This is a genomic window from Pseudonocardia nigra (assembly GCF_019396355.1).
Taxonomy (GTDB): domain Bacteria; phylum Actinomycetota; class Actinomycetes; order Mycobacteriales; family Pseudonocardiaceae; genus Pseudonocardia; species Pseudonocardia nigra.
This window is the reverse complement of sequence record NZ_JAHKRK010000083.1, coordinates 1-21,694: the sequence shown is the minus strand read 5'-3', so window position 1 is coordinate 21,694 and position 21,694 is coordinate 1. Positions and strand designations below refer to the sequence as shown.

Genomic DNA, 21,694 nt, shown 5'->3' with positions numbered 1-21,694 from the left:
CCCCCCGCTCACCGCGTCCCCAGCACCCGGTCGGCGATCGCGCCCGCGGTCGCTAGGTCCTCCCACGGCATCCCGGTGCCCTTGAACAGCCGAGGGCGATCGTGCGGCGGTGCCACGCCGCCGCGCACGGCGTCGGCGAGCGGGGTCAGGTTGGCGGGGTCGATGGCGCCCTCGCCGACGGGGATGACGACGTCGCCGGCCTCGGCCAGTGCGCTGCGGCGGGACTCGACCACCACGGACGAGCGCCGCACGAGCGCCGTGTCGACCTCGCGCGCCGTGGGGTCGTGACTGCCGATGGCCACGACGACGGCGTGATCGGCGACGAGGGCGCCGTCGAACAGCGGGGTGCTCGCCGCGGTGGCGCAGACGACCACGTCCGCGGCCGCGACCGCCTCGACGCCCGCGACGGTAGCGCTGACACCGGCCGCGCGGATCCGCTCGACCAGCAGAGAGGCGCGGGCCGGGTTCCGGCCGACCACGTCGATGTGCTCCACGTCGAGCACGGCCCGCATCGCGTCGACGTGCCCCGCGGCCTGAACACCGGCGCCGAACAGCGCGACGCGGGTCGCACCGGGGGCGGCGAGGTGGCGGACGGCCAGGCCGGAGACCGCGGGGGTGCGCAGGCTCGTGAGCGCGGTGCCGTCGAGCACCGCGACCGGGGACATCGTCGCGCCGTCGAACAGCACGTAGACGCCCTGGATCACCGGACGGTCGCCACCCGCGTTGACGGGGCAGCTGGTCACCAGCTTGCTGCCGCAGTACCGCTCGTCCGCCGACGGCATCTGCAGCAGCATCCCGGCCGGGGTGGCCAGGCGCGTACGCGGGCCGTCCTGCTCGGGGTCGAGGCCGGCCAGGAGCGCCCGCTCCAGCACGTCGATCGCGGCTGCCATGGGCAGGCAGGCCTCGATCTCCGCGCCACTGATCCACACCGGTCCGCTCCCCACCCGCTCAGCCTCGCACGGCACCCAGATCGGCCACGAGCTGCGTGATGGCGTGCTGGATGTTGTAGAGGACGAGGGTCGGAGCCGTTCTCGAACTGGTGGCGGGCCTGCTGCTCGGTGCCGGCGATGGTCAGCACCCACCGGCGGGCGTCGCGCGCCGCCCGGTGGACGGCCTCGATCGCCTCGACGACCGCGGCGTGGCCGGTCCCGCCGGGGTGCCCGAGGCTGACGGCCAGGTCGGCCGGCCCGACGAACACCCCGTCCACGCCGGGGACCGCGAGGATCTCCGGGGCGGCCGCGACCCCGGCCGCGTCCTCGATCATGACGATCACGAGGGTGCGCTCGGCGGCCCGGCGCAGGTGCTCCTCCGCGCTCGCCAACCCGTAGCGGCCCGCGCGGCTGTAGGTGGCGAAGCCGCGCTCGCCCAGCGGCGGGTAGTGCGCCGCGGCGACCGCCGCCGCGGCCTCCTCGGCGGACCGCACGTGCGGCACGACGACCCCGGTGGCCCCGAGGTCCAGGGCCCGCAGGGTCTCGGCGGGGTCCCGGCTGCCGACGCGGACGAGCACGTCGAGGCCGATCCCGTCGGCGGCGGCCAGATGGTGCTGCAGCTGCAGCTGGTCGGCCGGGCCGTGCTCGGCGTCGAGCACGACGTAGTCGAACCCCGCGTGGCCGAGCAGCTCGACCAGCCCCGTGTTCGGCATCCGGACGATCCCGCCGACGAGCCGCTCCCCCGCCTCCAGCCGGGGCCGCAGCGGCGTCATCGGGCCACCATCCCCGCGGACAGGTCGATGTCGGCGGCGCACAGGCCCGGCATCCCGAGCATCGCGACGACGGCCGCGCCGACCTCCTCCTCGGTGACCATCCGGCCCAGCGCGGCCCGCGAGACGTACGCCCGCTCCGCCTCGGCGTAGCTGGTGCCGGTGCGCTCCGCCTCCAGCCGGAAGTTGCGTTGCATGCGCGGCCCGTCGACCGGGCCGGGCGACAGCGAGTTGACGGTGACCCCCAGCGGACCGACCTCGCCGGCGAGCGTGGCCGTCAGGCCGAGGACGGCCATCTTCGACGCGCAGTACGGCGTGCGCCGCAGCAGCGGGCGCTTGCCGCTGACCGAGGCGACGTTGATGACGTCGCCGCTACCCCGCCCGGTCATCGGCGGGAGGAACTCCCGGCACATCAGGTAGACCCCCCGCACGTTGACCGCGAACACCGCGTCCCACTCGTCGGGCTCGACGTCGACGAGCGGCGCGACCGGACCCGCGACCCCGGCGTTGTTGACCAGGATCGAGACCTCCTCGTCGGCCAGCTCGCGACCGAGCGCACGCACCGACGCCGGGTCGGCGACGTCGCACGTCGCGACCCGGGCGTCGGGGAGGCGCCCGGCCGTCGCGCCGAGCTTGTCCGGGTCGCGCCCGACGACGACCACGCGCGCCCCGGCCTCGGCGAGGGCGACGGAGATGGCCCGGCCGAGCCCGTTGCCGCCGCCGGTGACCAGGGCCGTGCGGCCCGCGACCCGTGAGCTCACTGCACCGCCTTCGCGGCGAACCGGTGGTCGGTCCATGACAGCTCGGCCGACCCGTACCGCGCCGCGCGCACGTCCCCGGAGCGGGCGTGGCCCTCGAACAGCTCCACCCGGCTGGCGCGGCCACAGACCTCGCCGAGCAGCGCACTCGACGCAGGGTCAATCACCTCCTGGTAGGTGACCGTGCGCAGGTACTTCCCGACCCACAGCCCGCCCGTGTACCGGGCCGCGCCGCGGGTGGGCAGCACGTGGTTGGTGCCGATGACCTTATCGCCGTAGGACACGCAGGTGCCCTCGCCGAGGAACAGCGCCCCGTAGTGGCGCATCTTCTCCAGCGCGAGCCGCGGCTGGGCGGTGAGCACCTCGACGTGCTCCGAGGCGAACGAGTCCGCCAGCGTCCACGCCTCGTCGAGGGAGTCGACCACGTGCACCTCGCCGTGGTCGCGCCAGGCGGGCCCGGCCATGTCCCGGGTCGGCATCCCCGGCAGCAGCCGGTCGACGTGCTCGAGCACGGCCTGCCCCAACGCCTCGGACGTGGTGATGAGCACCGCCGGGGAGTCGGGGCCGTGCTCGGCCTGGCTGAGCAGGTCCACCGCCACCACGAACGGGTCGGCGGTCTCGTCGGCGATCACGAGGATCTCCGTCGGCCCGGCGAACAGGTCGATCCCGACCTCGCCGAACAGCTGCCGCTTGGCCTCGGCGACATAGGCGTTGCCGGGTCCGGCGATGAGGTCGACGCGCCCGATCGTCTCCGTGCCCACGGCCAGCGCCGCAACCGCCTGGACCCCGCCGAGCAGGTAGATCTCGTCCGCGCCCGCGAGGTGCATCGCCGCGACCGTGGCCGCCGGAACCTCACCGCGGATGGGTGGGGTGCACGCCACGACCCGCTCCACGCCCGCGACCTTGGCGGTCACGATCGTCATGTGCGCCGACGCCGTGAGCGGGTAGCGACCACCCGGCACGTACGCACCCGCCGCCGTCACCGGTACCTGCTTCTGACCCAGCCGGACCCCGGGCAGCGTCTCGACCTCGAACTCCCCCAGCGAGTCGCGCTGGTGCTGCGCGAACGTGCGCACCTGCCCCTGCACGAACTCGATGTCGTCGAGCACCTGCTGGGGCACGCCTGCGACGATGCGCGCGACGTCCTGGGGCGAGAGCCGGAACGACTCGGGGCTCCAGTCGTCGAACTGTTCGGAGTAGGCGCGGACGGCGGCGTCGTCGCGCTCGCGGACGTCGGCGATGATCTCGCTGACGCGCCCGCCGACCTCGGCGCGCGGCGCGCCACTCGCAGCGGGCGCACTGTTCTTGAGCACCTTGGGCATCGGTCTTCTCTCCTCGGGACGGGATCGGGAACGGGATCAGGCAGGGGTCGGCTCGCGCAGCCAGCTGCGCAGCAGGGCGGTGACGTCGTGCGACCGCTCGATCGGCACCAGGTGTCCGGCTCCGGGAAGCACGTGCAGCCGTCCGGCCGGGGCGGCGTCGACGATCGCGCGATGGAAGTCGACGGGGCAGAGGGCATCGCGGTCGCCGCAGACCGCGAGGACCGGGCAGGACGCTGCCCGCAGGGTGTCGCGCTGGTCGTTCCGGGTGGCCTGTGCGGCGAGCTGGGCGGTGAAGACGTCCGGTCCGACGCGGTGGGCCATGGCGAGGTAACGCTCGGCGTGCTCGCGCGGGGGTGCACTGTCGGCGAACATCGTGGGCAGGGTCTGGCGGACGACCTCGGTGAAGCCACCGGCCGCGGTGCGCCGGCTCATGTCACGCCACGCGGTGTGCTGCTGCGGGGTCGGCGCGCCCGGGTTGGTCGCCATCGCGCAGAAGGCCAGCACCCGCTGCGGTGCGCGCCGCAGCACCTGGAACCCGACGATCGCGCCGAGGCTCAGCCCGACCAGGACGAACGGGCCGTCGACGGCCGCGAGCACTTCCGCGGCCATCCCCGCGATGCTCGGCTCGGTGACGGCCACGGGCACGGCGCCGGGGACGTCGAGATCGGCCCACAGGTCGGCGTCGCACAGCATGCCCGGGACCAGCACCACCGGCGCCACCACCGGCGTCGTCCCCGTTGCGTTCATACGTATACATCATGAGCTGAGCGGTCGGCTCCGTCAAGAGCCGATCCAGCTTCCGATGTTCAGGTAAGGTTCCCGTAGGGCCAGCAGGAAGCGTGTCTGGGCCGCCTGCGCATACGTCTATACACAGGCACGTCATCGGGGGAAGCATGCGGATCACGAGCCACGACGTGGCCCGACTCGCCGGGGTGTCACAGCCGACGGTCTCCCGCGCGCTGCGGGACGATCCACGGGTTTCTGCCGCCACTCGAGAAAAGGTGTGGCAGGCCGCGGCGGCGTTGGACTACGTCCCGAGCGAAGCCGGCCGCAGCCTCGCCACGCGCGCCACGCGGCGGATCGGCATCGTCGTCACCGACCTGACCAACCCGTTCTACCCGCACCTCGTCGCTCCCCTGCACGACGAGCTGGAGGCCCACGGGTACCGGATGACGCTGCTCACCGAGCGCACCGACGCCGCGATGGCCAGCGAACGTCTGCTGGACCGTTCGATCGACGGCGCGGTCCTCACCACCAGCGTGCTGGGGTCCCCGCTGCCGGCGGAGCTGCAGCGCCGCGAGCTGCCGTTCGTGTTCCTCAACCGCGAGGGCGCCCCGGGCCTCGGTGACGCCGCCGTCGCCGACAACGCGGGCGGTGGCCGCCTGGCCGCCCAGGAGCTCCTCGCGCTCGGACACCGGCGGATCGCGGGCATCTTCGGCCCCTCGGACACGAGCACCGGTCGCGACCGCGAGCTCGGCTTCCGGCTGGCGCTCGCCGACGCCGGGGTCGGGCTGCGCGAGGAGCACACGTGGCGCGGCCCGTTCGAGTTCGAGACCGGCGAGCAGTGCCTGCTGGCACTGCTCGAACGCTCCCCCCGCCCCACCGCCGTGTTCTGCGGCAACGACGTCATCGCGATCGGCGTGCTGAACGCGGCCCGGCGCGCCGGGGTGCGCGTCCCCGAGGACCTCACCGTGATCGGCTTCGACGACATGCCCATCGCGTCGTGGGAGGTCTTCCGGTTGACCACGGTGCGCCACGACGTGCACGAGATGGCGCGCACCGCGGCACGCCTACTGGTCGAGCGCGTGTCCGGGAAGGAGACCGGCCCGCCGCGCCGCGTCGTCTTCGACACCGAGCTGGTCCGGCGCGCCACGCACGCCGCGGCGTGACGGCGGGTCCGCCCCGCGCCCGCGCTGCGCGAGCACCACGCAGCCGGTCGTCGCGAGCATCGCCAGCCCGAGCAGCGGGGTGACCTGCTCACCGAGGAGCAGCACCGACCACAGCACGGTGAGCAGCGGCTGCAGCAGCTGGATCTGGCTGCCACGCGCCACGCCCACGGCGGCGAGCCCGCGGTACCAGGCGACGTATCCGAGGAACATCGCGATCACCGCGGTGTAGCCGAACGCCGCCCAGGCGCCGCCGCCGGCCGCGGTGGGCGGGTGCGTGACCGCCGCGTAGGCCGTCGCCGCCAGCGAGAGCGGCAGCGCGATCACCAGTCCCCAGGCGATCACCTGCGCTCCGGGCATCGTGCTGGCCAGCCGCCCACCCTCGGCGTATCCGAGCGCACCGAGCACCAGCGTGCCGAGCAGGAGCAGGTCGCCCGGCCCGATCCGGCCCGGCAACGGCCCGGAGAACAGCACGAACGCCGTGACGACGCCCGATCCGGCCGCGCCGCCGATCCACGTCGCCCGATGCGGCCGCTCGCCACCGCGCACGGCCGCGAACACGGCGGTGACCAGCGGCAGCGCGCCGACGACGAGCGCGGCGTGCCCGGACGTCACGTGTTGCAGCGCGAACGCCGGCAGCACGCCGAACCCGACGACGGCGCCGATCCCGACCCACACCAGCGGCAGGCGCTCGGTGCGGCCGGGCAGCGGGGCGCGGACCGCCACCAGCCAGGCGGCCGCGACGAGCGCGGCCAGCACGCATCGCCCGGCCCCGAGCAGCAGCGGGTCGAGGCCGCGCAACCCGATCGCCGTCACCGGGAGGGTCAGCGAGAACGCGACCACACCCGCCCCGGCCCACAGCAGGCCGCGCGTCACCGTCCCTGCAGCTGGCGCAGCAGCGCCAGCTCGTCGAACTCGGCCCACTCGGCCACGATCCGGTCGCCGTGCACGTGCACGTGGTTCACGCCCAGGACCGACACCTCCCGGTCGCCCTGCGGAGTGCGGGCCACACCGGCCAAGTTCCACCGGACCGCCACCCGGCTGACGTTGAAGTCCTCGAGCCAGTACAGCTCGTCGACGCGGAACTCCCGCTCCGGCAACAGCTGCAGCCACGAGTCCGCGTAACCGCACGCCGGCCGGGCCGTGGTAGGAGCGGTCCACGCCGACGTGCAGGGACGGCTGGTCGGCGTACGCCTTGTGCACCTGGCCGAGGTCGCCCTTGCCGAAGATCGTGGTGAGGTGTTCGAGCACAACCTCACCGGGCCCGTCGATGCGCTCCGGCACCGCCGGCACCCGGACACCGAAGTCCTCGGCGGGGCGGCCCTCGGTCCGGTCGTACCCGGCGTCGGCCACCGCCTGCTGCCAGCGCTCCACCGCGACGTCCGGGGCCACCCCGACCTGACCGGCCAGGTTCCGCGGGTTCCAGGCCTTCCACTCCTCGACGTACAGCTCACCCAGCACCACGCAGTTGGCGATCACGCTGAACCGCACGTCCCGGCCGGACGGTCCCCCGAACACCGTGTCGCCGACGTTCTTGCCGGTCCACGTCCAGCGCATACTGGTGCGGTACCCGTCGCGGTCGTTGCCGGTCCAGATCGTGTCGTCGATGACCCCGCGGAAACCCTTCCACGCGCCCAGGCGCGACGTGCTGTCGGCGATCACCGCGTCGGCGCCGATGATGTCGCCGCCGTCCATGTGCGTGATCGTGTGCGGCGTGTACATGCGGGCGATCAGGTCGATCTCGCCCTCGTTCCAGATCCGGTAGGTGGACCGTTCGACGAAGTCGACGATGTTGTTCCACTCGGTGCCGGCCATGGTGAGCGTCGGCTGCTGGTCGGTCATGGTGGGTGCCTCCAGGGGCGGTCGGGCCGGGCGGTCAGGCGGCGGCGTACTTGTCGGCGTTGAGGCTGCTGAGGTGGGTCTCGCGCATGTACTTGAGGATGACGACCAGCGAGAACACCGCGATGACGGCGAGGAAGCCCCACACGGCGTAGATCGTCCCGGTCTGCGCGACCAGCAGCGTCGCGATGAACGGCGTGGCCCCGGCGAAGATCGCGAAGGAGCTGTTGTAGGCGATGGCGCTGGCGCTGTAGCGGGTGCGGGTCGCGAACATCTCGGAGATGCAGACGGTCACGATCCCGGTGAGGAAGAACTCCGGAACCAGGTAGATCAGCTGGGCCACGACGGCCGCCGCGAACGTGCCGATCCCGGCCACGGCGTAGGCGATCGGCACCGCGGTGATGCACGCGATGCACCCCACCACCAGCATCGGCTTGCGGCCGATCCGGTCGGACAGGATTCCGGCGAGCGGCAGCAGCGGCACCAGGGCGGCCAGCGAGATGACGTTGGACAGGAAGGCGTCCGGCCGGGACAGCCCGACCTCCGAGACCAGGTACTGCGGGAGGAAGGTGACCCACGAGTAGGACAGCACCGCGAGCGTGACCGATGCCCCGCAGAAGACCAGGATCGGGTTCCACTGGGTGCGCAGCGCCTCCAGCAGCGGCGCCTTCGCCACGTCCTCGCCTGCGTGGCTGGCCTTCACGAACTCCGGCGTCTCGTCGATGCGCAGTCTCAGGTACAGCCCGACCAGGGTGAGTGGGAGCGCCAGCAGGAACGGGATCCGCCACCCCCACGACTGCATGTCCTCCGCCGGGAGCACGCCGGTGAGCAGCGCGGACAGGCCCGCGCCGAACAGGAGACCGAGGAACACGCTGATCGAGACGAACGACGCGTACAGGCCCCGGCGCCGATCGGGTGCGTACTCGACGATGAACGCCACCGCGCCTGCGTACTCACCGCCCTGGACCAGGCCCTGCAACACCCGGACCACGAGCAGCAGCATCGGCGCGACGAGACCGATCTGGGCGTAGCCCGGGAGGAAGCCGATGGTCGCGGTGAACAGGCCCATCAGGATGATTGCCAGCGACAGCGTCCGCTTCCGCCCGGCCCGGTCGCCCAGCCTGCCGAACAGCATGCCGCCCAGCGGTCGGATGAGGAACGAGATCGCGAACAGCGCATACGTGCTGAGGATCTGCGTGACCGCGTCGTCGCCCGGGAAGAACACCGGCGCCATGATGGGCGCCAGGTAGCCGTACACGGCGAAGTCGAACTGCTCGACGAAGTTGCCGATACCGGCCGCCCATACCGCCCTGCGCACCTTCGGCGGCTGGGTACACACCGCCGGGTCCACGACGGACGGAATCGGTGTTGTTGTCACGAGTGCGGGGCCTCCCTGAACCCGGAACCGGCCGCCCTGGCCGGTCACCGCTGCCTCGACCCGGTTCGGCCATCCACGAGACGCCATGTATACGTATGTCAGCACACGTCGCCCTAACGTAGGGAGACCGGGCCGAGTCGTCAAGAGGGCTCGGAGCCGTGCACCGCCACAAGCCCCCGGTCAGCTGCGTCTCGTGGTGGAAGGTGGGCACGAAGTCGGGATCGGTGATGGCCGGGCGATCGATGCGGAACGCCTCGATGGGATGGTCGGTGGCGACGGTCACCAGCTCGGCGAGAACCTGCCCGAGCAGGCCGGCGAACTTCCCGGCGTGCCCGGCGCCGACGCACATGGCGACGCGCGGCTCACCGGGCAGCCTGTCGACGATGAAGTCGCGATCGGGCGGCATGTCGTACACGCAGGTCTTGCTTAGACGTTCCGGTCCCTGACCGCGTGGGAGCCGCTGGGCGACGAAGCGCCGGATGTAATCAGTTTCCGCCGGGTCCGTCTCGAACGATCTGGTTTCCTGTGTGACGAACCTTCCGGAAATGTCCCGGGCCACCTTGATCGCCGGCTCCCCGTACACCGGCATTCCGTACCATTCGTGCTCGCCGTGGTACATCCAGGACGGCGTGTGGACGGTGAGGTGACCAGTCAGTCACTTCGTCGCGCCCCAGCCGCTATCGACGGTGATCGCGGCTCCGGTCACGTACGACGCGTCCGGCCCGGCCAGGAACTGCACGGCTCCGGCGACCTCGTCCGGGTCCCCCATCCGCCCGACCCGGGTCTGCGCCGCGGCGCAGGCGCGGCCGTCCTCGTCCACCGCGTCCCAGGTGCGGGTGGAAGACGGGGCCGGGCAGCACGGTGTTCACCCGGACCTGAGGCGCGTAGTCCACCGCGAGCTGGCGGGCGAGCGCGACGACCGCACCCTTGGACGCGTCGTAGGCGGGGTGGCGGGGGAACCGAAGTCGGCGTGCACCGACGACACCGCGACGATGCAGCCCTCCTCGAGCGCACGTAGTCGATGCGGGCGGGTTCGACCTGCGCCAGGATCTCCGTCTCGATCACGGCGGGGGCGATCGCGGTGACGTACACGCCGCCCTGCGCGAGCTCCTTGCCCATCGACTTCGTGAGCGCGATGACCGCCCCCTTCGACGCGGAGTAGGGCGTCGCGTTGGGGTTGCCCTCCAGCCCGGCGATCGAGGCGACGTTGACGATGCGCCCGCCGCCCTGCGTCGCCATCTGCCTCGCCGCGGCCCGGCAGGTGTGGAAACCGGGCGGGGAGCGAGCCCCGCTCCGCTCAGCCCTTGATCCCCGTCTCCGCCACGCCCTGCACGAGGTAGCGCTGCAGGAACACGAACACCAGTACCAGCGGCACGATCGAGATCAGCGCCGCCATGAACACCTGGTGCAGGTTGATCGTCTGCGCCGTCATCAGCGTCGAGAGCGACACCTGCACCGTCCACATCGACGAGTCCTGCCCGACGACCAGCGGCCACAGGAACTGGTTCCACGACGCGATCACCGTGATCACCGAGATCGCGGCGAAGAACGCCAGCGAGTTCGGCACCACGATCCGCCAGTACACGCCGAAGTAGCCCAGCCCGTCGATCCGGCCCGCCTCCTCCAGCTCCTTGGGGAAGTTGAGGAAGTACTGGCGGAACAGGAAGGCGGTGAACCCACTGAACAGCACCGGGACGATGATGCCCTGGTAGGAGTTCACCCACCCCAGCCGCGACACGATGATGAAGCTCGGCACGAACGTCACCGCGGGCGGAACCATCAGGGTCAGCAGCACGGCGTAGAAGATCGGCGTGGCGAACCGGAACGGGATGCGCGCCAGCGCGTAGCCCGCCATCGAGGACAGCAGGATCGTCCCGGCCGTCTGCGCGATCGCGACGAACGCCGAGTTGAACAGCGCCCGCCCGAAGTTCGCCGACGAGTCCTCGAAGACCTCCGCGATGTTCCCCCACTGCAGGGTGCTCGGGAAGATCGTCCACTCGGCGCCGGTGATCTCCGGGTCGGTGGCGAACGCGTTGCGCAGCATCAGGTAGAACGGCAACAGGAAGAGCACCGTCGCGATGGCGAGCGCGGCGTACCGCGCCACCGAGGCTGCGACCCCGCCTGCCGTGGCGGACCTGCGCCGCCGCCCCACGACCGTGGCCGTGCTCATGGCCTGCCCCCTTCCGCGCCTGTCGGCGTGCGTGTCACTTCTCGGGCCGCCCGAATCCGTAGATGCGTCCCTGGATCAGGGTCACCAGCACGATCAGGACGGCCAGGATCATCGCCCCGGCGCTGCCGTGGCCGTAGTCCTGGTTGCCCTGCGCGGTGTAGTACAGGTAGACCAGCGGTGGCCGAGCCAGCGAGCTGTTGCCCAGCAGGTTGTAGAACTCGTCGAACGCCTGGTAGGCGGCGATCAGGTTGAGCAGCAGCACCGCCACCGACGTCGTCCGCAGTTGCGGCAGCGTGATGTAGCGGAACGTCTGCCACCCGGGCTTCGCCCCGTCGACGAAGGCCGCCTCGTAGAGCTCGGGAGAGATCCGTTGCAGTCCGGCCAGGAACAGGATGATGTAGAAGCCGAGCTGCAACCAGAGCCGGACCGTGGCCAGCACCAGCCAGTACCACGGCGGGTTCACCGACGAGAGCCAGGCGACGTTCTCGATGCCGAACAGCGACAGCACCTGGTTGGCCAGGCCGAAGCGCACCCCGTTGAAGATCGAGAGCTTCCAGATGAGCGAGGCCACCACGTAGGAGCACGCCGTCGGGAGGAAGAACGCCGACCGGAAGAACGCCCTGGCCACCTTGACCTGGTTGAGCAGCACCGCGAGCAGCAGCGACATCACGAACGTCAGCGGCACGATGATCGCCGCGAAGATCGTGAAGGTCAGCAGGCTGTCGAGGAACGGCCCGGGTGTGAGCAGGTCGACGTAGTTCTGGAAGCCGACGAACTCCGAGGGCGTCACCGTGTTCTGCGCCCGGTTGAAGCTCAGCACGAAGCTCCACGCGATCGGCAGGTAGACGAAGACGACCAGGCCCGTGAGGAACGGCCCGATGAAGAGCCAGAACGCCGGCGTGGCCCCCCTGCTGCCCCCACCGCGGCGGCCGGCCCGCCGGCCGCCCTTCGCGGTACGCGACGCGGGGGCGGCCGACGCCGGGGCGTGCACCGTGCTCACAGCGCGCGTGCTCACACGGCCAGGCGGGCCAGCTCGGCCTCGACGGCCTGCTGGGCGCCCGCGAGCTCGGCGTCCACGTCCGCGCCCTCGCGCACGATCGCGGTGGCCGCGTCGGCGAAGGCCGAGTTCATCGTGGGCGTCCAGAACGGGTTCGGCGCGACGGCGGACTCGTTGAAGATCCGCAGGGCGTCGGCGGCCACACCCTCCTGGAGTGCCTCGGCGGTGGACGCAAGGCTCTTGCGCGGCGGGATGTGGAAGCCGTAGGAGAGGTTGAAGTCCTCCTGGGCCTCCGTGTTGTCGATCCACAGCCACTTGGTGAAGTCCTTGGCCAGCTCGACGTCCTGCGCCTTGGCGCTGACCATCGACGTCCAGCCGCCGAGGAACGTCGAGGGCTTGCCCACGCTCGAGCTCAGGGCGGGCCACGCCACGATGCCGAAGTCGTCGCCGAGCGCCTCCTTGATGGTCGGCATCGCCCACAGGCCGCACCACTGCATCGCCGCCAGCCCCTGTGTGAAGGCCGACGGGTCCCACCAGTCGGTGGGAGCGCCCAGCAGGAGCGACCCGCTGTCGGCGAGCTCGCGCAGCTTGAGGAAGGCGTCCCGCACCTCGGGGGTCGTGAATCCGACCTTGTTGTCCTCCGTGAGGTAGTCCGTGCCGGCCATCCACAGCACCGGTCCGAGGAGCGCGCCGCCGCCGAAGGCGGGGGTGACACCCGCGTCGTTGCCGACGAAGAGCCCCTTGACGCTGTCGCGGTTCAGTGCGGTGGACGCGGCGATGAGCTCGTCCATCGTCGTCGGCGGCTGCACGCCCGCCGCCTGCAGCAGGCTCTTGCGGTAGTAGAGGAAGCCGGTGTCGTCCACGATCTTGACGCCGTAGATCTTGCCGTCGACCGTCGTCGCCGTGATGTCGTTGGCGGTGTAGTCGTCCTTGACGGGGCCGACGATGTCGTCGAGCGGCACGATCTGGCCGCTCTTGACCATGTCGACGTTGACGTTGAACTCGAAGACGTCGGGGCCGCTGTTCGACAGCAGGCCCGACGACAGCTTCGAGTTGTAGTCGCCCGGCGTCCACTGCACGTCGACGGCGGCCTTCTCGTAGCCCTGCGCGTAGCGCTTCACGGCCTGCTCGGTGCCCGACTCGCCGTACAGGTGGTACCACTGCTTCAGCGTGGGCTTGCCGCCACCGCCGCCGCCGCCGTTGTCGAGCCCCCCGGAGTCGCCGCCGCATGCGGCGAGCGCGCCACCGAGGGCCAGGCTCCCGGCGAGAGTCAGGAAGGTGCGGCGAGTCGTCGCCGGCAGGTGTGCGGGGGGAAGGTTCTCCACGATCCGTACTGCCTCTCGTCACTGGGGGGCGGTCGCAGGGCTCGAAATCCCAGAAGGGAAAATTCCGGAAAACACTTGCGGAGATGCGGTGAAGCTAGGACGCCGGTCACATCCGTGTCAAGAGTGCGAGGTACTACTGTTAGCTTCGCCCGCCTGGCGAGCCCGCCGATAGGCGTCGCATGCCCCCGATCTTTCTGCTGGAACGGGCTTTCCGGAAAACGGGCAGGCCCACGACGCCCGGTACGGCTCTCCCTGCGCGAGGAGTGAGGACCGCATGCACCGAGTCATCATCGACACCGACGTGGCGATGGGCGCACCCGGCTCCGACATCGACGACGGCTTCGCGCTCGCGCTCGCCGTCGGGCTCCCCGACCAGCGGCTCGAACTCGTCACCACCGTGAACGGCAACACCGACGTCGACACGGCGACGACGCTCGCCCTCGAGCTCCTGCACCGCCTCGGCCGTGACGACGTTCCGGTGGTGCGCGGTGCGGCCGTCCCCCTGCTGCGCCCGCAGCACGAGCACCCCGCCCGGGAGCGGGCGTCCGAGGTGCCACCGACGACCCGCCACGCCGGGAACGGCCGAGCCGCTGCCGCGATCGTCGAGCATGTGATGGCCTCCCCCGGGGAGGTCACGCTCGTCGCGATCGGCCCGCTCACCAACGTCGCGCTCGCGCTGGCACTCGAGCCGGCGGTCGCCCGGGCGGTCCGGTCCGTCGTCGTCATGGGCGGGGTGTTCCTCGGGCACACCCATCAGCTGCGCATGCCGGGCGAGTTCAACATCTGGGTCGACCCGGACGGCGCCGCCGTCGTGCTCGCCTCCGGGGCGCCGCTGCGGTTCGTCGGGCTCGACGTGACCCGGCAGGTGCGCCTCACGGCTGAGCAGGCCGACGCCATGGTGCGCGATGGCGGCGCGTTCGGCCGCTACGCAGGCGAGTGCACGCGGGCCTGGATCGATTTCCTCGACACGTCCCACCCCGGCGACACGCACACGCTCGGAACGTGTGCGATGCACGACCCGCTGGCCGTCGCCGTCGTGAGCCGTCCCGAGCTGGTCACGTGGCAGCCCGCGCACGTCGCCGTCGAGACCCGCGGCGACGTCGCCCGCGGCGTCACCGTCGCCGACCTGCTGACATCGCGGACGCCGCCGGAGGCGAACTGCGAGATTGCAACCGCGGTGCGCGCCGACGAGTTCACCGAGCTGTTCCTGCGGTCCATCGCCGGGGTCGATCCCGCCGCGACCGGTTAGGCGCCGTCGCCGGGTGCACCCGCCGAACGTCACCGGGCGCCGGCCGTGGGGCGGCGGGCGTCCGGGAGCTCTCAGTCGCGCTCGACGGACGCGATGTTCTGGGCGCGGGACCGTGCGTTCGCCGCTGCCCGGTACCGGTCGATCTCCTCCGCGGGCACCGCCCGGGCCGGCCGGTTCAGCACGGCACGCACGCGGTCGGGGGCGACCTTCGGCTTCCGGTCCGCGGTCAGCAGCCCGTTGCGCTCCTGGTCGGTGTCGGTGAGCTGGGTGTAGCAGAACCCGGCGACGCCCGGGCTGTCCAGCAACGCCCCGACCAGGTCGTCGAAGGCGGCCAGCAGGTCCTCCGGGGAGGCCACGGTGGAATAGCCGAACCACGGCTCTCCGCTCGCCGGAGCATAGGACAGCCCGCCGAACTCGCTGATCACGACCGGCCGAGCCGGCCCCTGCGGGTCGTCGAGCAGGACCCGGCGCCGGCCCGGCCGACCGATCGTCAACGACCGGCGGAGCGCATCGGGGTCGCCGTAGCGCTCGAGCAGCCCCGGCCCATGCGGCCCGTAGTCGTGCACCGTCCACAGGTCACTCGTCGTGTGCTCCCACCCGTCGTTGCTCACCACGGGCCGGGTCGGGTCCACACTCCGCGTCAGGTGGTAGAGCGCCGACGCGAGATCGCGCTGCGGGCCCCGGTGCTCGATGTGCGGCACTCCCCAGCTCTCGTTCAGCGGTACCCAGGTGACGATGCACGGGTGGCTCCGGTCGCGCCGCAGCACCTCGAGCCACTCCCGCGTCAGCCGCTCGACCGCGGTCGGCCCGAACGCGTACACGCTCGGCATCTCGCCCCAGACCAGCAGCCCGAGCCGGTCGCACCAGTACAGGTACCGCGGGTCCTCGATCTTCTGATGGATCCGCACCCCGTTGAACCCGAGCTCCTTGGCCAGCTCCACCTCACGCCGCAGCGCGTCGGCGTCCGGGGCGGCGAGGTGCGACTCCGGCCAGTACCCCTGCTCCAGCGCCAACCGCAGGAAGTACGGCTTGCCGTTGAGCAGGAACGCCCCGTCGGCGACCCCGACGCTGCGGTAGCCCACGTAGCTCGACACGCGGTCCCCCGCCGCCATCGCCTGCAGCGTCCCCCGGTGCACCACCACCTCCGCATCCAGCAGCGTCGGCGACCCGGGGGACCACAGGAGGCGGTCCAGGTCCTGACCGTGGTGACCGGCGGGCAGGTCCAGGTGCAGGACGGCGGTCTTCCCCGACACTGCGGCGGCGGCCTCGGCGAGGACCTCCTCCCCCAGCCGCAGCACGACCGTGACGACCGCGGGGCCGCCCGCCAGTCGCGCCTCGCACGTCACGATCGCCCGCGTCGGGTCCGGCGTCCAGTGCAGCTCCTGCACGTGCAGCTCGGGCACGGTCTCGAGCCACACGGGCTGCCAGATGCCTGTGGTGCGGTGGTACCAGATCGCGTGCGGCTCGACGCGCCAGTCCTGCTTGCCGCGCGGCTGCATGACGTCGGTGGGATCGTCCTCTGCTCGGACCACCACCGACTGCACCGCGACCTCGTCCGCCGCGCTGCTGATCAGATGGTCGGTGACGTCCACGGTGAACGGGGTGTGCCCGCCCTCGTGCTCGGCCACGTGCGCGCCGTTGATCCACACCGTCGCGCGGTGGTCCACGGCGCCGAAGTGCAACAGGACCCGGTGCCCGTCCGGCGCGGCCGCCGTGAACTCGCGCTGGTACCAGACGATCACGTGGTGCCCGGTGTCGCGGATGCCCGACGACGGCGACTCGGGCGGGTACGGCACCCGGATCTCGCGGTCGAACCGGTCGTGCCCGAACTCGTCGAACCACCGCTCGCGGACGCCCCGGTCCTCGTCGTCGTAGCCGAACCTCCACGTGCCGCTCAGATCGAACCAGTCGGCACGCATCAGCTGCGGGCGCGGGTACCCCGCGCGCGGGTCCTCGGGCGCTGGGTCGATCACATCCGGGCCGGGTGCGGTGTCGACGCTGGTCACGGCGTCACCTCTCCGTCTCGTCGCGCATCCTCCACAGTGCTCCAGGGCAGCTCGGTGACGCGCAGGTTCGTGCAGCCGTAGGGCAGCAGCACGAGGTCCTCGAGCGGCCCGGCCGGCCGCACCGGGCTGGGTGGCGGTGCGGCGGCCGCCCCGTGCTCGAGCTCCCAGCCGGCCACGCGGCGCCCCCGCACGTGCAGGCGCACCGGAGCGCCGTCGGGGGCGAACGGGCGGGTGCCCACGGGCAGGTGCTCCACGTGCACGGCGGTGCCCGGTTCGTCGGGGTCGAACTCGAGCGCGTAGTTCCACGGCGTGGTCGGCCGGACCTCCCAGTCCGCGTGCGGCGGTTCGCCGCCGACCTGCCGCCAGTCCTCGCCGACGGCGAGCGCGAACACCAGCGGGCCGCGCTCGACCGCGACGGCGTCGTGGTAGCGCCGGGTGGCGCGGACGGGCGCGGGCAGCCGCAGCACCAGCGTGTGCTCCCCCGCCCAATCCCGGCGCAGCTCGTGCAGGGTGCCGGCCGTCATGGCCTCGGCCGGGCCGCCGTCGACGACGAGGTCAGGAGCATCGGCCCATCCCGGCACTCGCAGGCGCAGCGGGAACTCCGCGGGCCCGTCGGCCCGCACGGTGATCCGCACCTCGTCGCGGAACGGATGGTCGCCCGCGACCTCGACCTGCACTCCGGCCCCCGCGACCGCCGTGTCGATCGTGCACGGCGCGTACGACAGGGCGATCAGCCCGGCGTCGGCGCTGCGCATCCACAGCCTGCTGACGTACTTCGGCCAGCCCTGGTGCCGGTTCGCGGTGCAGCACCCGAAGTGCGGCTGCAGCCCGAAGACGTTCGCGTCCGGGCCGTTGTTGGTGTACACGCGGTCCTCGGTCACGTGCGCGATCACCTGGTTGGCCTGCTGCACGTACTGGTGCGCCCATTCGTCCGGGGAGACGCTCGCCGGAAGCGCGTTTAACGCCAGCCGCTCCAGCCGCCCGGCCACGGGCTCGGCGTACCCCCACGCCTCGAGCGCGACCTCCAGCGAGAACAGGTACTCGACGACGGCGCACGTCTCGCTGCCTTGAGAGGGATGCCGTCCGGCGAGGTGCTCGTCGCAGCTGAACAGCCCGTTCGCCTGGCCGTGGTGCGCGTCGAGCTGCTCGATCATGCCGGCGAACAGCGCGCGGTGATCGTCGTCGCCGGTCCGGCGCCACCAGACCGGCATCGACTTCAGCCCCATCGCCACGTTCGGGCCGTGCGTGGCAAGGAAGTCGTCGTTCATCCACACGCCGCCCGCCCGCTCCTGGAACCGCCGCAGCGTCGCGTCGGGCACCTTCTCCCGGTACGGCAGGTCCTGCGCCCAGCTGAACCAGTCGTAGCCCTGGCGTCGCGCGGTGTCGGCGAGGGCGAGCAGCCAGTCCTCGCCGGTACGGTCGTGCAGCTCGTGCAACACCCACACCAGGTCGGCCCACCGCGACCGCCCCCACTCGTGCAGCGGCCACCGGTCGAGCAGAGCGTCGAGCAGCCGTGCGAACCGGAGGGCGGCAGGCAGCACCCGCGGATCAGCGGTCGCGTCCTCGTACTGCAGCAGCGCCTTGAGGACGATCATGCGCGGCCACACGTCGAGGTCCCCGTACTCGGCGTGGTGCTGCGCCGAGGGGTCGCCGCCACGCGGTCCCAGCCACCCGTCGTCGCCCTGGTGCTCGAGGATGTGCTCGATCCACCGGGTGACCTTGGCGATCAGCGCAGGATCGTCGAGCAGGAACGCCAGCGACACGACGCCGTCGAGCCAGTACGGGCCGCGCTCCCAGCCCTCGGCGGTACCTCCGATCCAGGCGCTCTCCGCGACGTCCGGCCAGAACTCGTCCAGGTGGCCTGCGAGCCCGTCGGCCTGCAGCCGCAGCCGGTCCCGCAGCCATCCCGACGGGCGGAGTTGCCCCAGCGGGAGCGGGCGCAGGGCTGCTGGGGCCAGCGCGGAGGGGATCGGTGCGGGAGCGGCGGAGGGCACGGGGTCGGTTCTCGTCACGAACGGCTCTCCTCAGGTCCTGCTGTCGGCTCGTGAACCGCCGCATCGAATCCGCAGGGATCGCAGCGGAAAAGTTCGGAAACCCTTTTACGAAGGTCTGGGCGGACGCTAGGGCGAGCGTCCTCGACGTGTCAAGGTGCGAGGCAGTACGGTGATCCCGGGATCGGCGACGAATGCCGGCCCTGCGCGGACGGCCGCGCCGGCCGCAGCACGCGAAGAGGTTTTCCGAAAATGAGCATCTCGAGCGCTGACGACCGGGTCACGATCGTCGACGTCGCCTCGCGCGCCGGGGTGGCGGTCAGCACGGCGTCCAAGGCCCTCAACGGTCGCGGACAGCTACGTGCAGAGACCCGGCAGCGCGTGATCGCCGCGGCGGAGGAGCTCGGCTTCCAGGCCAACGTGTTCGCGCGCAGCCTGCTGTCGGGCCGGAGCTACTCGGTCGGGCTGCTCACCAGCGACCGCGTCGGCCGGTTCAGCGTCCCCGTGCTCTCCGGCGTCGAGGACGCGCTCGGCGCCGGCAAGATCCTCGTCTACCTCTGCGATGCCCGCGGCGACAGCATCCGGGAGCAGCACTACGTGCGCACGCTGCTCACGCGCAAGACCGACGGGATCATCGTCACGGCCGAGCGCACCGACCCCCGGCCGCCGGTCTCGGTGGAGCGGCCGCTCCCCGTCGTGTACGCGTACTCGCAGTCGGAGCGGCCGGAGGACATCTCCGTCATCCCCGACGACCGGCAGGGTGCCACGCTGGTGACTCGGCACCTGGTCGAATCCGGCCGCCGCCGCATCGGCCACATCACCGGCCCGGGCTGGTTCGCCATCCACGAACGCGCCGCGGGCTTCCGCTCGGTGCTCGACGAGGCCGGGCTCGAGATCGCCGGCGGCGGGGTCCTCGCCGGCGACTGGAGCGAGGCCTGGGGTCGTCAGGCGGCCGACATCCTGCTCCGCCGCGACCCCCGCCTCGACGCCATCGTCTGTGGTACCGACCAGATAGCCCGCGGGGTCATGGAGACCCTGCGCGACCACGGCCGACGCGTCCCCGACGACGTCGCACTCACCGGTTTCGACAACTGGGAGACGCTCGTGACGGGCTGCCGGGTCCCGCTCACCTCCGTGGACTTCGGGCTCCCCGAGCTCGGGCGCTACGCGGCAGGCCTCCTGCTCGCCGCGATGGACGGTCAGGCCGAACCGGGCGTGCACAGGCTGCCCTGCCGGCTCGTCGTCCGCGAGTCCACGGGACCGGTCGCGCCGTCCTGAGCGTCGAGCACGAGCAGGTGGCGACCGGATCTACCACGAAGGCCTTTACAAGGATGCAACAGCTTCGGTACAACCTGCACCGTCCCTCCCGTCGCCCAGAAGTGTGATCGCGGCGCGGCGTCTCGGCTGACGTGGTGCCCCTGTGAGGTGACGAGCACGTGGATCCGCGGGGGGCGCTTCCGTGTCATGGCAGGAACGAAGCTGGGAGGATCTCGTGTCCACTGATCTGCCTCGTCGTCAGGTGCTGCGTGCAGCCGGGGTGCTCGGACTCACCGCCACCGCGACAGGCTCGCTCCAGGGCGTGGCGGCGGCCGCTCCGGCCGCCGTCGTAGCCCGGCCGTGACGTCCTCGCGCAGGACGTCTGCGACACCACCGGGCATGTGCTGTCGCGGCATACCGGCCACGACGTGAACCTGACTCGAACCGTGCTGGAGGGCTGCGCCGCGGCTTGCAAGAGCTGCGGCGACGAGTGCGCCCGTCACGGCGGGATGGGCCGCAGCACTGCCTGGCCTGTGCGGAAGGCGTGCCGCCGTTGCGAGCAGTCCCGCCGCGACCTGATCGCACCGTTCTGAACCCCGCAGCCGTCCTCAGGACAGGGTGGGAAACAGGCGGCGCGGGCCGTCGGACAACCAGTCGATCATGAGGAGGGTGGCGTGCATCGCTCCGTCGCCGCGCGCCTGCCGCAACAGCCGGTCCGCGACCCGCTGGGCCAGCGGTCGCAGCGCGTCGATCGCGGACCCGGTGAACACCCGGTTCACGATTGCGCACAGCCGCGCGTGCTCGTGGTTGTCGGTGAATACCAGCGACTTCCGGTCGAACCGCTCGATCCGCGCCACGTCGGGTGCGCGACGCCCGGCCAGCCTGCTTGCTGACCAGTTGGGGGATGAGCCCTGAGCTGAACGTGCGGTCGTGCAGTACCGCGCGGACGTCGGCGTGGCGGGTGACGACCCACATGCCGAGCGTGCGGTGTACGGGCTGCTCCTCACGGAGCCGGCCGTAGAGCGGGTAGGGGTCGCGCCGGAACGCGGGATCGAAGGGGGTGAACCGCACGGGCCTCCGGGAGGTGCCGCGCGGCCGGCCGGTCACTCGCGCGGTCATCGCGCCACCGCCGGGCGGAAGTACGTCGTGCGGAAGGGGCCCAGGACGAGCCGGAACAGGCCGAGCTTGCCTGGGACCGCTCTTCGCCCACGACGACGGCTGCGGCGATCCCGGCGTGCAGGCGGATCCGGTCCTCCAGCGGCTCGGGCGCCACGTTCTTCCACCCGCTGGTCACGATGATCTCCTTGCGGCGGCCGGTGATCGCGAGGAAGCCGTCGGCGTCGAGCTCGCCGAGGTCGCCGGTGTGCAGCCATCCGGTGTGCAGCGGGTCGGCACCGGTCCCGTCGCGCAGCGGCCAGTACCCCGGCGACACCTGCTCGCCGCGGACCAGGATCTCGCCGTCGGGGGCCACCGCAACCTCGCAGCCCGGCAGTGTGGCAAGAACCGATGTGTGAACGTGCGATCGGCCCCGTCAATCACCGCGGCTCGGCGTCCTCGGGGGCCAGGTGAACGTGTACGGCCCGGCGGCGCGCAGCGCGGCAAGCAGGGCGTCGACCAGGGGCGTGGCGTCGTCGGTCCGCCAGACCACATGCAGGCGCAACGTCGGAGTGGGCGCGGTGAGCGCCACGGGCACTAGAGCGTGTCCCGTGGATCATGCGGGTCGGCTGCGGTAGATCTCTTCTGTGCTTGATCGCCACGACTTGACCGACGCGGAGTGGGCACGGCTGGAGCCGTTGCTGCCCGACCGGACACCGCGA

Annotated in this window: 19 protein-coding genes and 4 pseudogenes; 5 read left to right on the top strand and 18 right to left on the bottom strand. The window is 71.9% G+C overall.

Annotation, left to right across the window (positions count from 1 at the left end; translation table 11 throughout):
• Window positions 1-8: 8 nt before the first annotated feature.
• From KME75_RS20575 to KME75_RS20555, 5 genes are read right to left on the bottom strand one after another with little or no spacing between them, the layout of a single operon-like run.
• Window positions 9-854: an ornithine cyclodeaminase family protein gene (locus KME75_RS20575; protein WP_246632487.1), complete on the bottom strand. Its 846-nt coding sequence runs from the start codon at window positions 852-854 to the stop codon at window positions 9-11.
• A complete protein-coding gene (locus tag KME75_RS20570) occupies window positions 740-1,702 on the bottom strand; it encodes an HpcH/HpaI aldolase family protein (RefSeq protein ID WP_219416487.1) in 963 nt (320 codons plus the stop codon). Before KME75_RS20570 ends, KME75_RS20575 begins: the two co-directional genes overlap by 115 nt.
• Entirely contained in the window at window positions 1,699-2,460 is a 762-nt protein-coding gene (locus tag KME75_RS20565; protein ID WP_308282927.1) for an SDR family NAD(P)-dependent oxidoreductase, read from the bottom strand. The genes KME75_RS20570 and KME75_RS20565 overlap by 4 nt, the downstream gene beginning before the upstream one ends.
• On the bottom strand, window positions 2,457-3,779 hold the full coding sequence (hisD, locus tag KME75_RS20560; RefSeq protein WP_219416485.1) for a histidinol dehydrogenase: 1,323 nt from the start codon (window positions 3,777-3,779) through the stop codon (window positions 2,457-2,459). Before hisD ends, KME75_RS20565 begins: the two co-directional genes overlap by 4 nt.
• Window positions 3,780-3,815: 36 nt before the next feature.
• Window positions 3,816-4,526, bottom strand: a complete 711-nt coding sequence (locus tag KME75_RS20555) for an alpha/beta fold hydrolase (RefSeq protein ID WP_246632481.1) — start codon at window positions 4,524-4,526, stop codon at window positions 3,816-3,818.
• Between the two features lie 146 nt (window positions 4,527-4,672).
• Here KME75_RS20555 and KME75_RS20550 point away from each other — a divergent pair, with 146 nt between their 5' ends.
• The gene (locus tag KME75_RS20550; RefSeq protein ID WP_219416484.1) at window positions 4,673-5,668 is read left to right on the top strand and encodes a LacI family DNA-binding transcriptional regulator; all 996 of its coding nucleotides are present in this window, start codon (window positions 4,673-4,675) and stop codon (window positions 5,666-5,668) included.
• Here KME75_RS20550 and KME75_RS20545 read toward each other — a convergent pair.
• Window positions 5,570-7,507 (bottom strand): EamA family transporter, encoded by a 1,938-nt coding sequence (locus KME75_RS20545; RefSeq protein WP_219416483.1) that lies wholly within the window; start codon window positions 7,505-7,507, stop codon window positions 5,570-5,572. The genes KME75_RS20550 and KME75_RS20545 overlap by 99 nt on opposite strands.
• Before the next feature lie 34 nt (window positions 7,508-7,541).
• Entirely contained in the window at window positions 7,542-8,843 is a 1,302-nt protein-coding gene (locus tag KME75_RS20540) for an MFS transporter (RefSeq protein ID WP_308282926.1), read from the bottom strand.
• 232 nt (window positions 8,844-9,075) lie between these two features.
• On the opposite strand from KME75_RS20540, the gene KME75_RS20535 reads away from it, so the two are divergent.
• A complete protein-coding gene (locus KME75_RS20535) occupies window positions 9,076-9,312 on the top strand; it encodes a hypothetical protein (protein ID WP_219416481.1) in 237 nt (78 codons plus the stop codon).
• Window positions 9,313-9,537: 225 nt separating this feature from the next.
• Here the strand turns inward: KME75_RS20535 and KME75_RS46040 are convergent.
• The 6 genes and pseudogenes from KME75_RS46040 to KME75_RS20515 form a co-directional block, all read right to left on the bottom strand.
• Window positions 9,538-9,726 (bottom strand): annotated as a pseudogene (locus tag KME75_RS46040) (SDR family oxidoreductase); the annotation flags it as partial.
• Window positions 9,727-9,781: 55 nt separating this feature from the next.
• Window positions 9,782-9,880: pseudogene (locus KME75_RS46035) on the bottom strand (hypothetical protein); the annotation flags it as partial.
• 196 nt (window positions 9,881-10,076) lie between these two features.
• Window positions 10,077-10,142 (bottom strand): annotated as a pseudogene (locus KME75_RS46845) (hypothetical protein); the annotation flags it as partial.
• Between the two features lie 37 nt (window positions 10,143-10,179).
• Window positions 10,180-10,962 carry a carbohydrate ABC transporter permease gene (locus KME75_RS20525; protein ID WP_308282930.1) on the bottom strand — a complete coding sequence of 261 codons (783 nt, stop codon included), beginning with the start codon at window positions 10,960-10,962 and terminating at the stop codon, window positions 10,180-10,182.
• A gap of 124 nt (window positions 10,963-11,086) precedes the next feature.
• On the bottom strand, window positions 11,087-11,932 hold the full coding sequence (locus tag KME75_RS20520) for a carbohydrate ABC transporter permease (protein WP_308282929.1): 846 nt from the start codon (window positions 11,930-11,932) through the stop codon (window positions 11,087-11,089).
• A gap of 131 nt (window positions 11,933-12,063) precedes the next feature.
• Window positions 12,064-13,374 (bottom strand): ABC transporter substrate-binding protein, encoded by a 1,311-nt coding sequence (locus KME75_RS20515; protein WP_308282924.1) that lies wholly within the window; start codon window positions 13,372-13,374, stop codon window positions 12,064-12,066.
• Between the two features lie 274 nt (window positions 13,375-13,648).
• On the opposite strand from KME75_RS20515, the gene KME75_RS20510 reads away from it, so the two are divergent.
• A complete protein-coding gene (locus KME75_RS20510) occupies window positions 13,649-14,623 on the top strand; it encodes a nucleoside hydrolase (RefSeq protein ID WP_219416479.1) in 975 nt (324 codons plus the stop codon).
• Window positions 14,624-14,694: 71 nt separating this feature from the next.
• Here KME75_RS20510 and KME75_RS20505 read toward each other — a convergent pair whose 3' ends face one another.
• Together KME75_RS20505 and KME75_RS20500 are read right to left on the bottom strand one after the other, a co-directional pair.
• A complete protein-coding gene (locus tag KME75_RS20505; RefSeq protein WP_308282923.1) occupies window positions 14,695-16,629 on the bottom strand; it encodes a glycoside hydrolase family 2 protein in 1,935 nt (644 codons plus the stop codon).
• Window positions 16,626-18,641, bottom strand: coding sequence for a beta-L-arabinofuranosidase domain-containing protein (locus tag KME75_RS20500; protein WP_219416478.1), 2,016 nt, complete (start codon window positions 18,639-18,641; stop codon window positions 16,626-16,628). The genes KME75_RS20505 and KME75_RS20500 overlap by 4 nt, the downstream gene beginning before the upstream one ends.
• A gap of 231 nt (window positions 18,642-18,872) precedes the next feature.
• Here KME75_RS20500 and KME75_RS20495 point away from each other — a divergent pair, with 231 nt between their 5' ends.
• Window positions 18,873-19,898, top strand: a complete 1,026-nt coding sequence (locus KME75_RS20495; protein ID WP_219416477.1) for a LacI family DNA-binding transcriptional regulator — start codon at window positions 18,873-18,875, stop codon at window positions 19,896-19,898.
• A 365-nt stretch (window positions 19,899-20,263) separates the two neighbouring features.
• Window positions 20,264-20,470, top strand: a pseudogene (locus KME75_RS47610) (four-helix bundle copper-binding protein); the annotation flags it as partial.
• 15 nt (window positions 20,471-20,485) lie between these two features.
• Here the strand turns inward: KME75_RS47610 and KME75_RS20490 are convergent.
• The 3 genes from KME75_RS20490 to KME75_RS20480 all read right to left on the bottom strand — a co-directional run bounded on the left by KME75_RS20490 (window position 20,486) and on the right by KME75_RS20480 (window position 21,564).
• Complete coding sequence (locus KME75_RS20490) at window positions 20,486-20,734, bottom strand: cytochrome P450 (protein ID WP_219416476.1); 249 nt, start codon at window positions 20,732-20,734, stop codon at window positions 20,486-20,488.
• Between the two features lie 146 nt (window positions 20,735-20,880).
• Window positions 20,881-21,348, bottom strand: a complete 468-nt coding sequence (locus KME75_RS20485; protein ID WP_308282922.1) for an acyl-CoA synthetase family protein — start codon at window positions 21,346-21,348, stop codon at window positions 20,881-20,883.
• Window positions 21,349-21,408: 60 nt separating this feature from the next.
• On the bottom strand, window positions 21,409-21,564 hold the full coding sequence (locus KME75_RS20480) for a hypothetical protein (RefSeq protein WP_219416475.1): 156 nt from the start codon (window positions 21,562-21,564) through the stop codon (window positions 21,409-21,411).
• Between the last annotated feature and the right edge of the window lie 130 nt (window positions 21,565-21,694).

Coding starts and splice junctions, on each gene's coding strand:
- KME75_RS20555 (WP_246632481.1), bottom strand. CDS start 4,526: ATGAACGCAACGGGGACGACGCCGGTGGTGGCGCCGGTGGTGCTGGTC.
- KME75_RS20570 (WP_219416487.1), bottom strand. CDS start 1,702: ATGACGCCGCTGCGGCCCCGGCTGGAGGCGGGGGAGCGGCTCGTCGGC.
- KME75_RS20550 (WP_219416484.1), top strand. CDS start 4,673: ATGCGGATCACGAGCCACGACGTGGCCCGACTCGCCGGGGTGTCACAG.
- KME75_RS20545 (WP_219416483.1), bottom strand. CDS start 7,507: ATGACCGACCAGCAGCCGACGCTCACCATGGCCGGCACCGAGTGGAAC.
- KME75_RS20510 (WP_219416479.1), top strand. CDS start 13,649: ATGCACCGAGTCATCATCGACACCGACGTGGCGATGGGCGCACCCGGC.
- hisD (WP_219416485.1), bottom strand. CDS start 3,779: ATGCCCAAGGTGCTCAAGAACAGTGCGCCCGCTGCGAGTGGCGCGCCG.
- KME75_RS20495 (WP_219416477.1), top strand. CDS start 18,873: ATGAGCATCTCGAGCGCTGACGACCGGGTCACGATCGTCGACGTCGCC.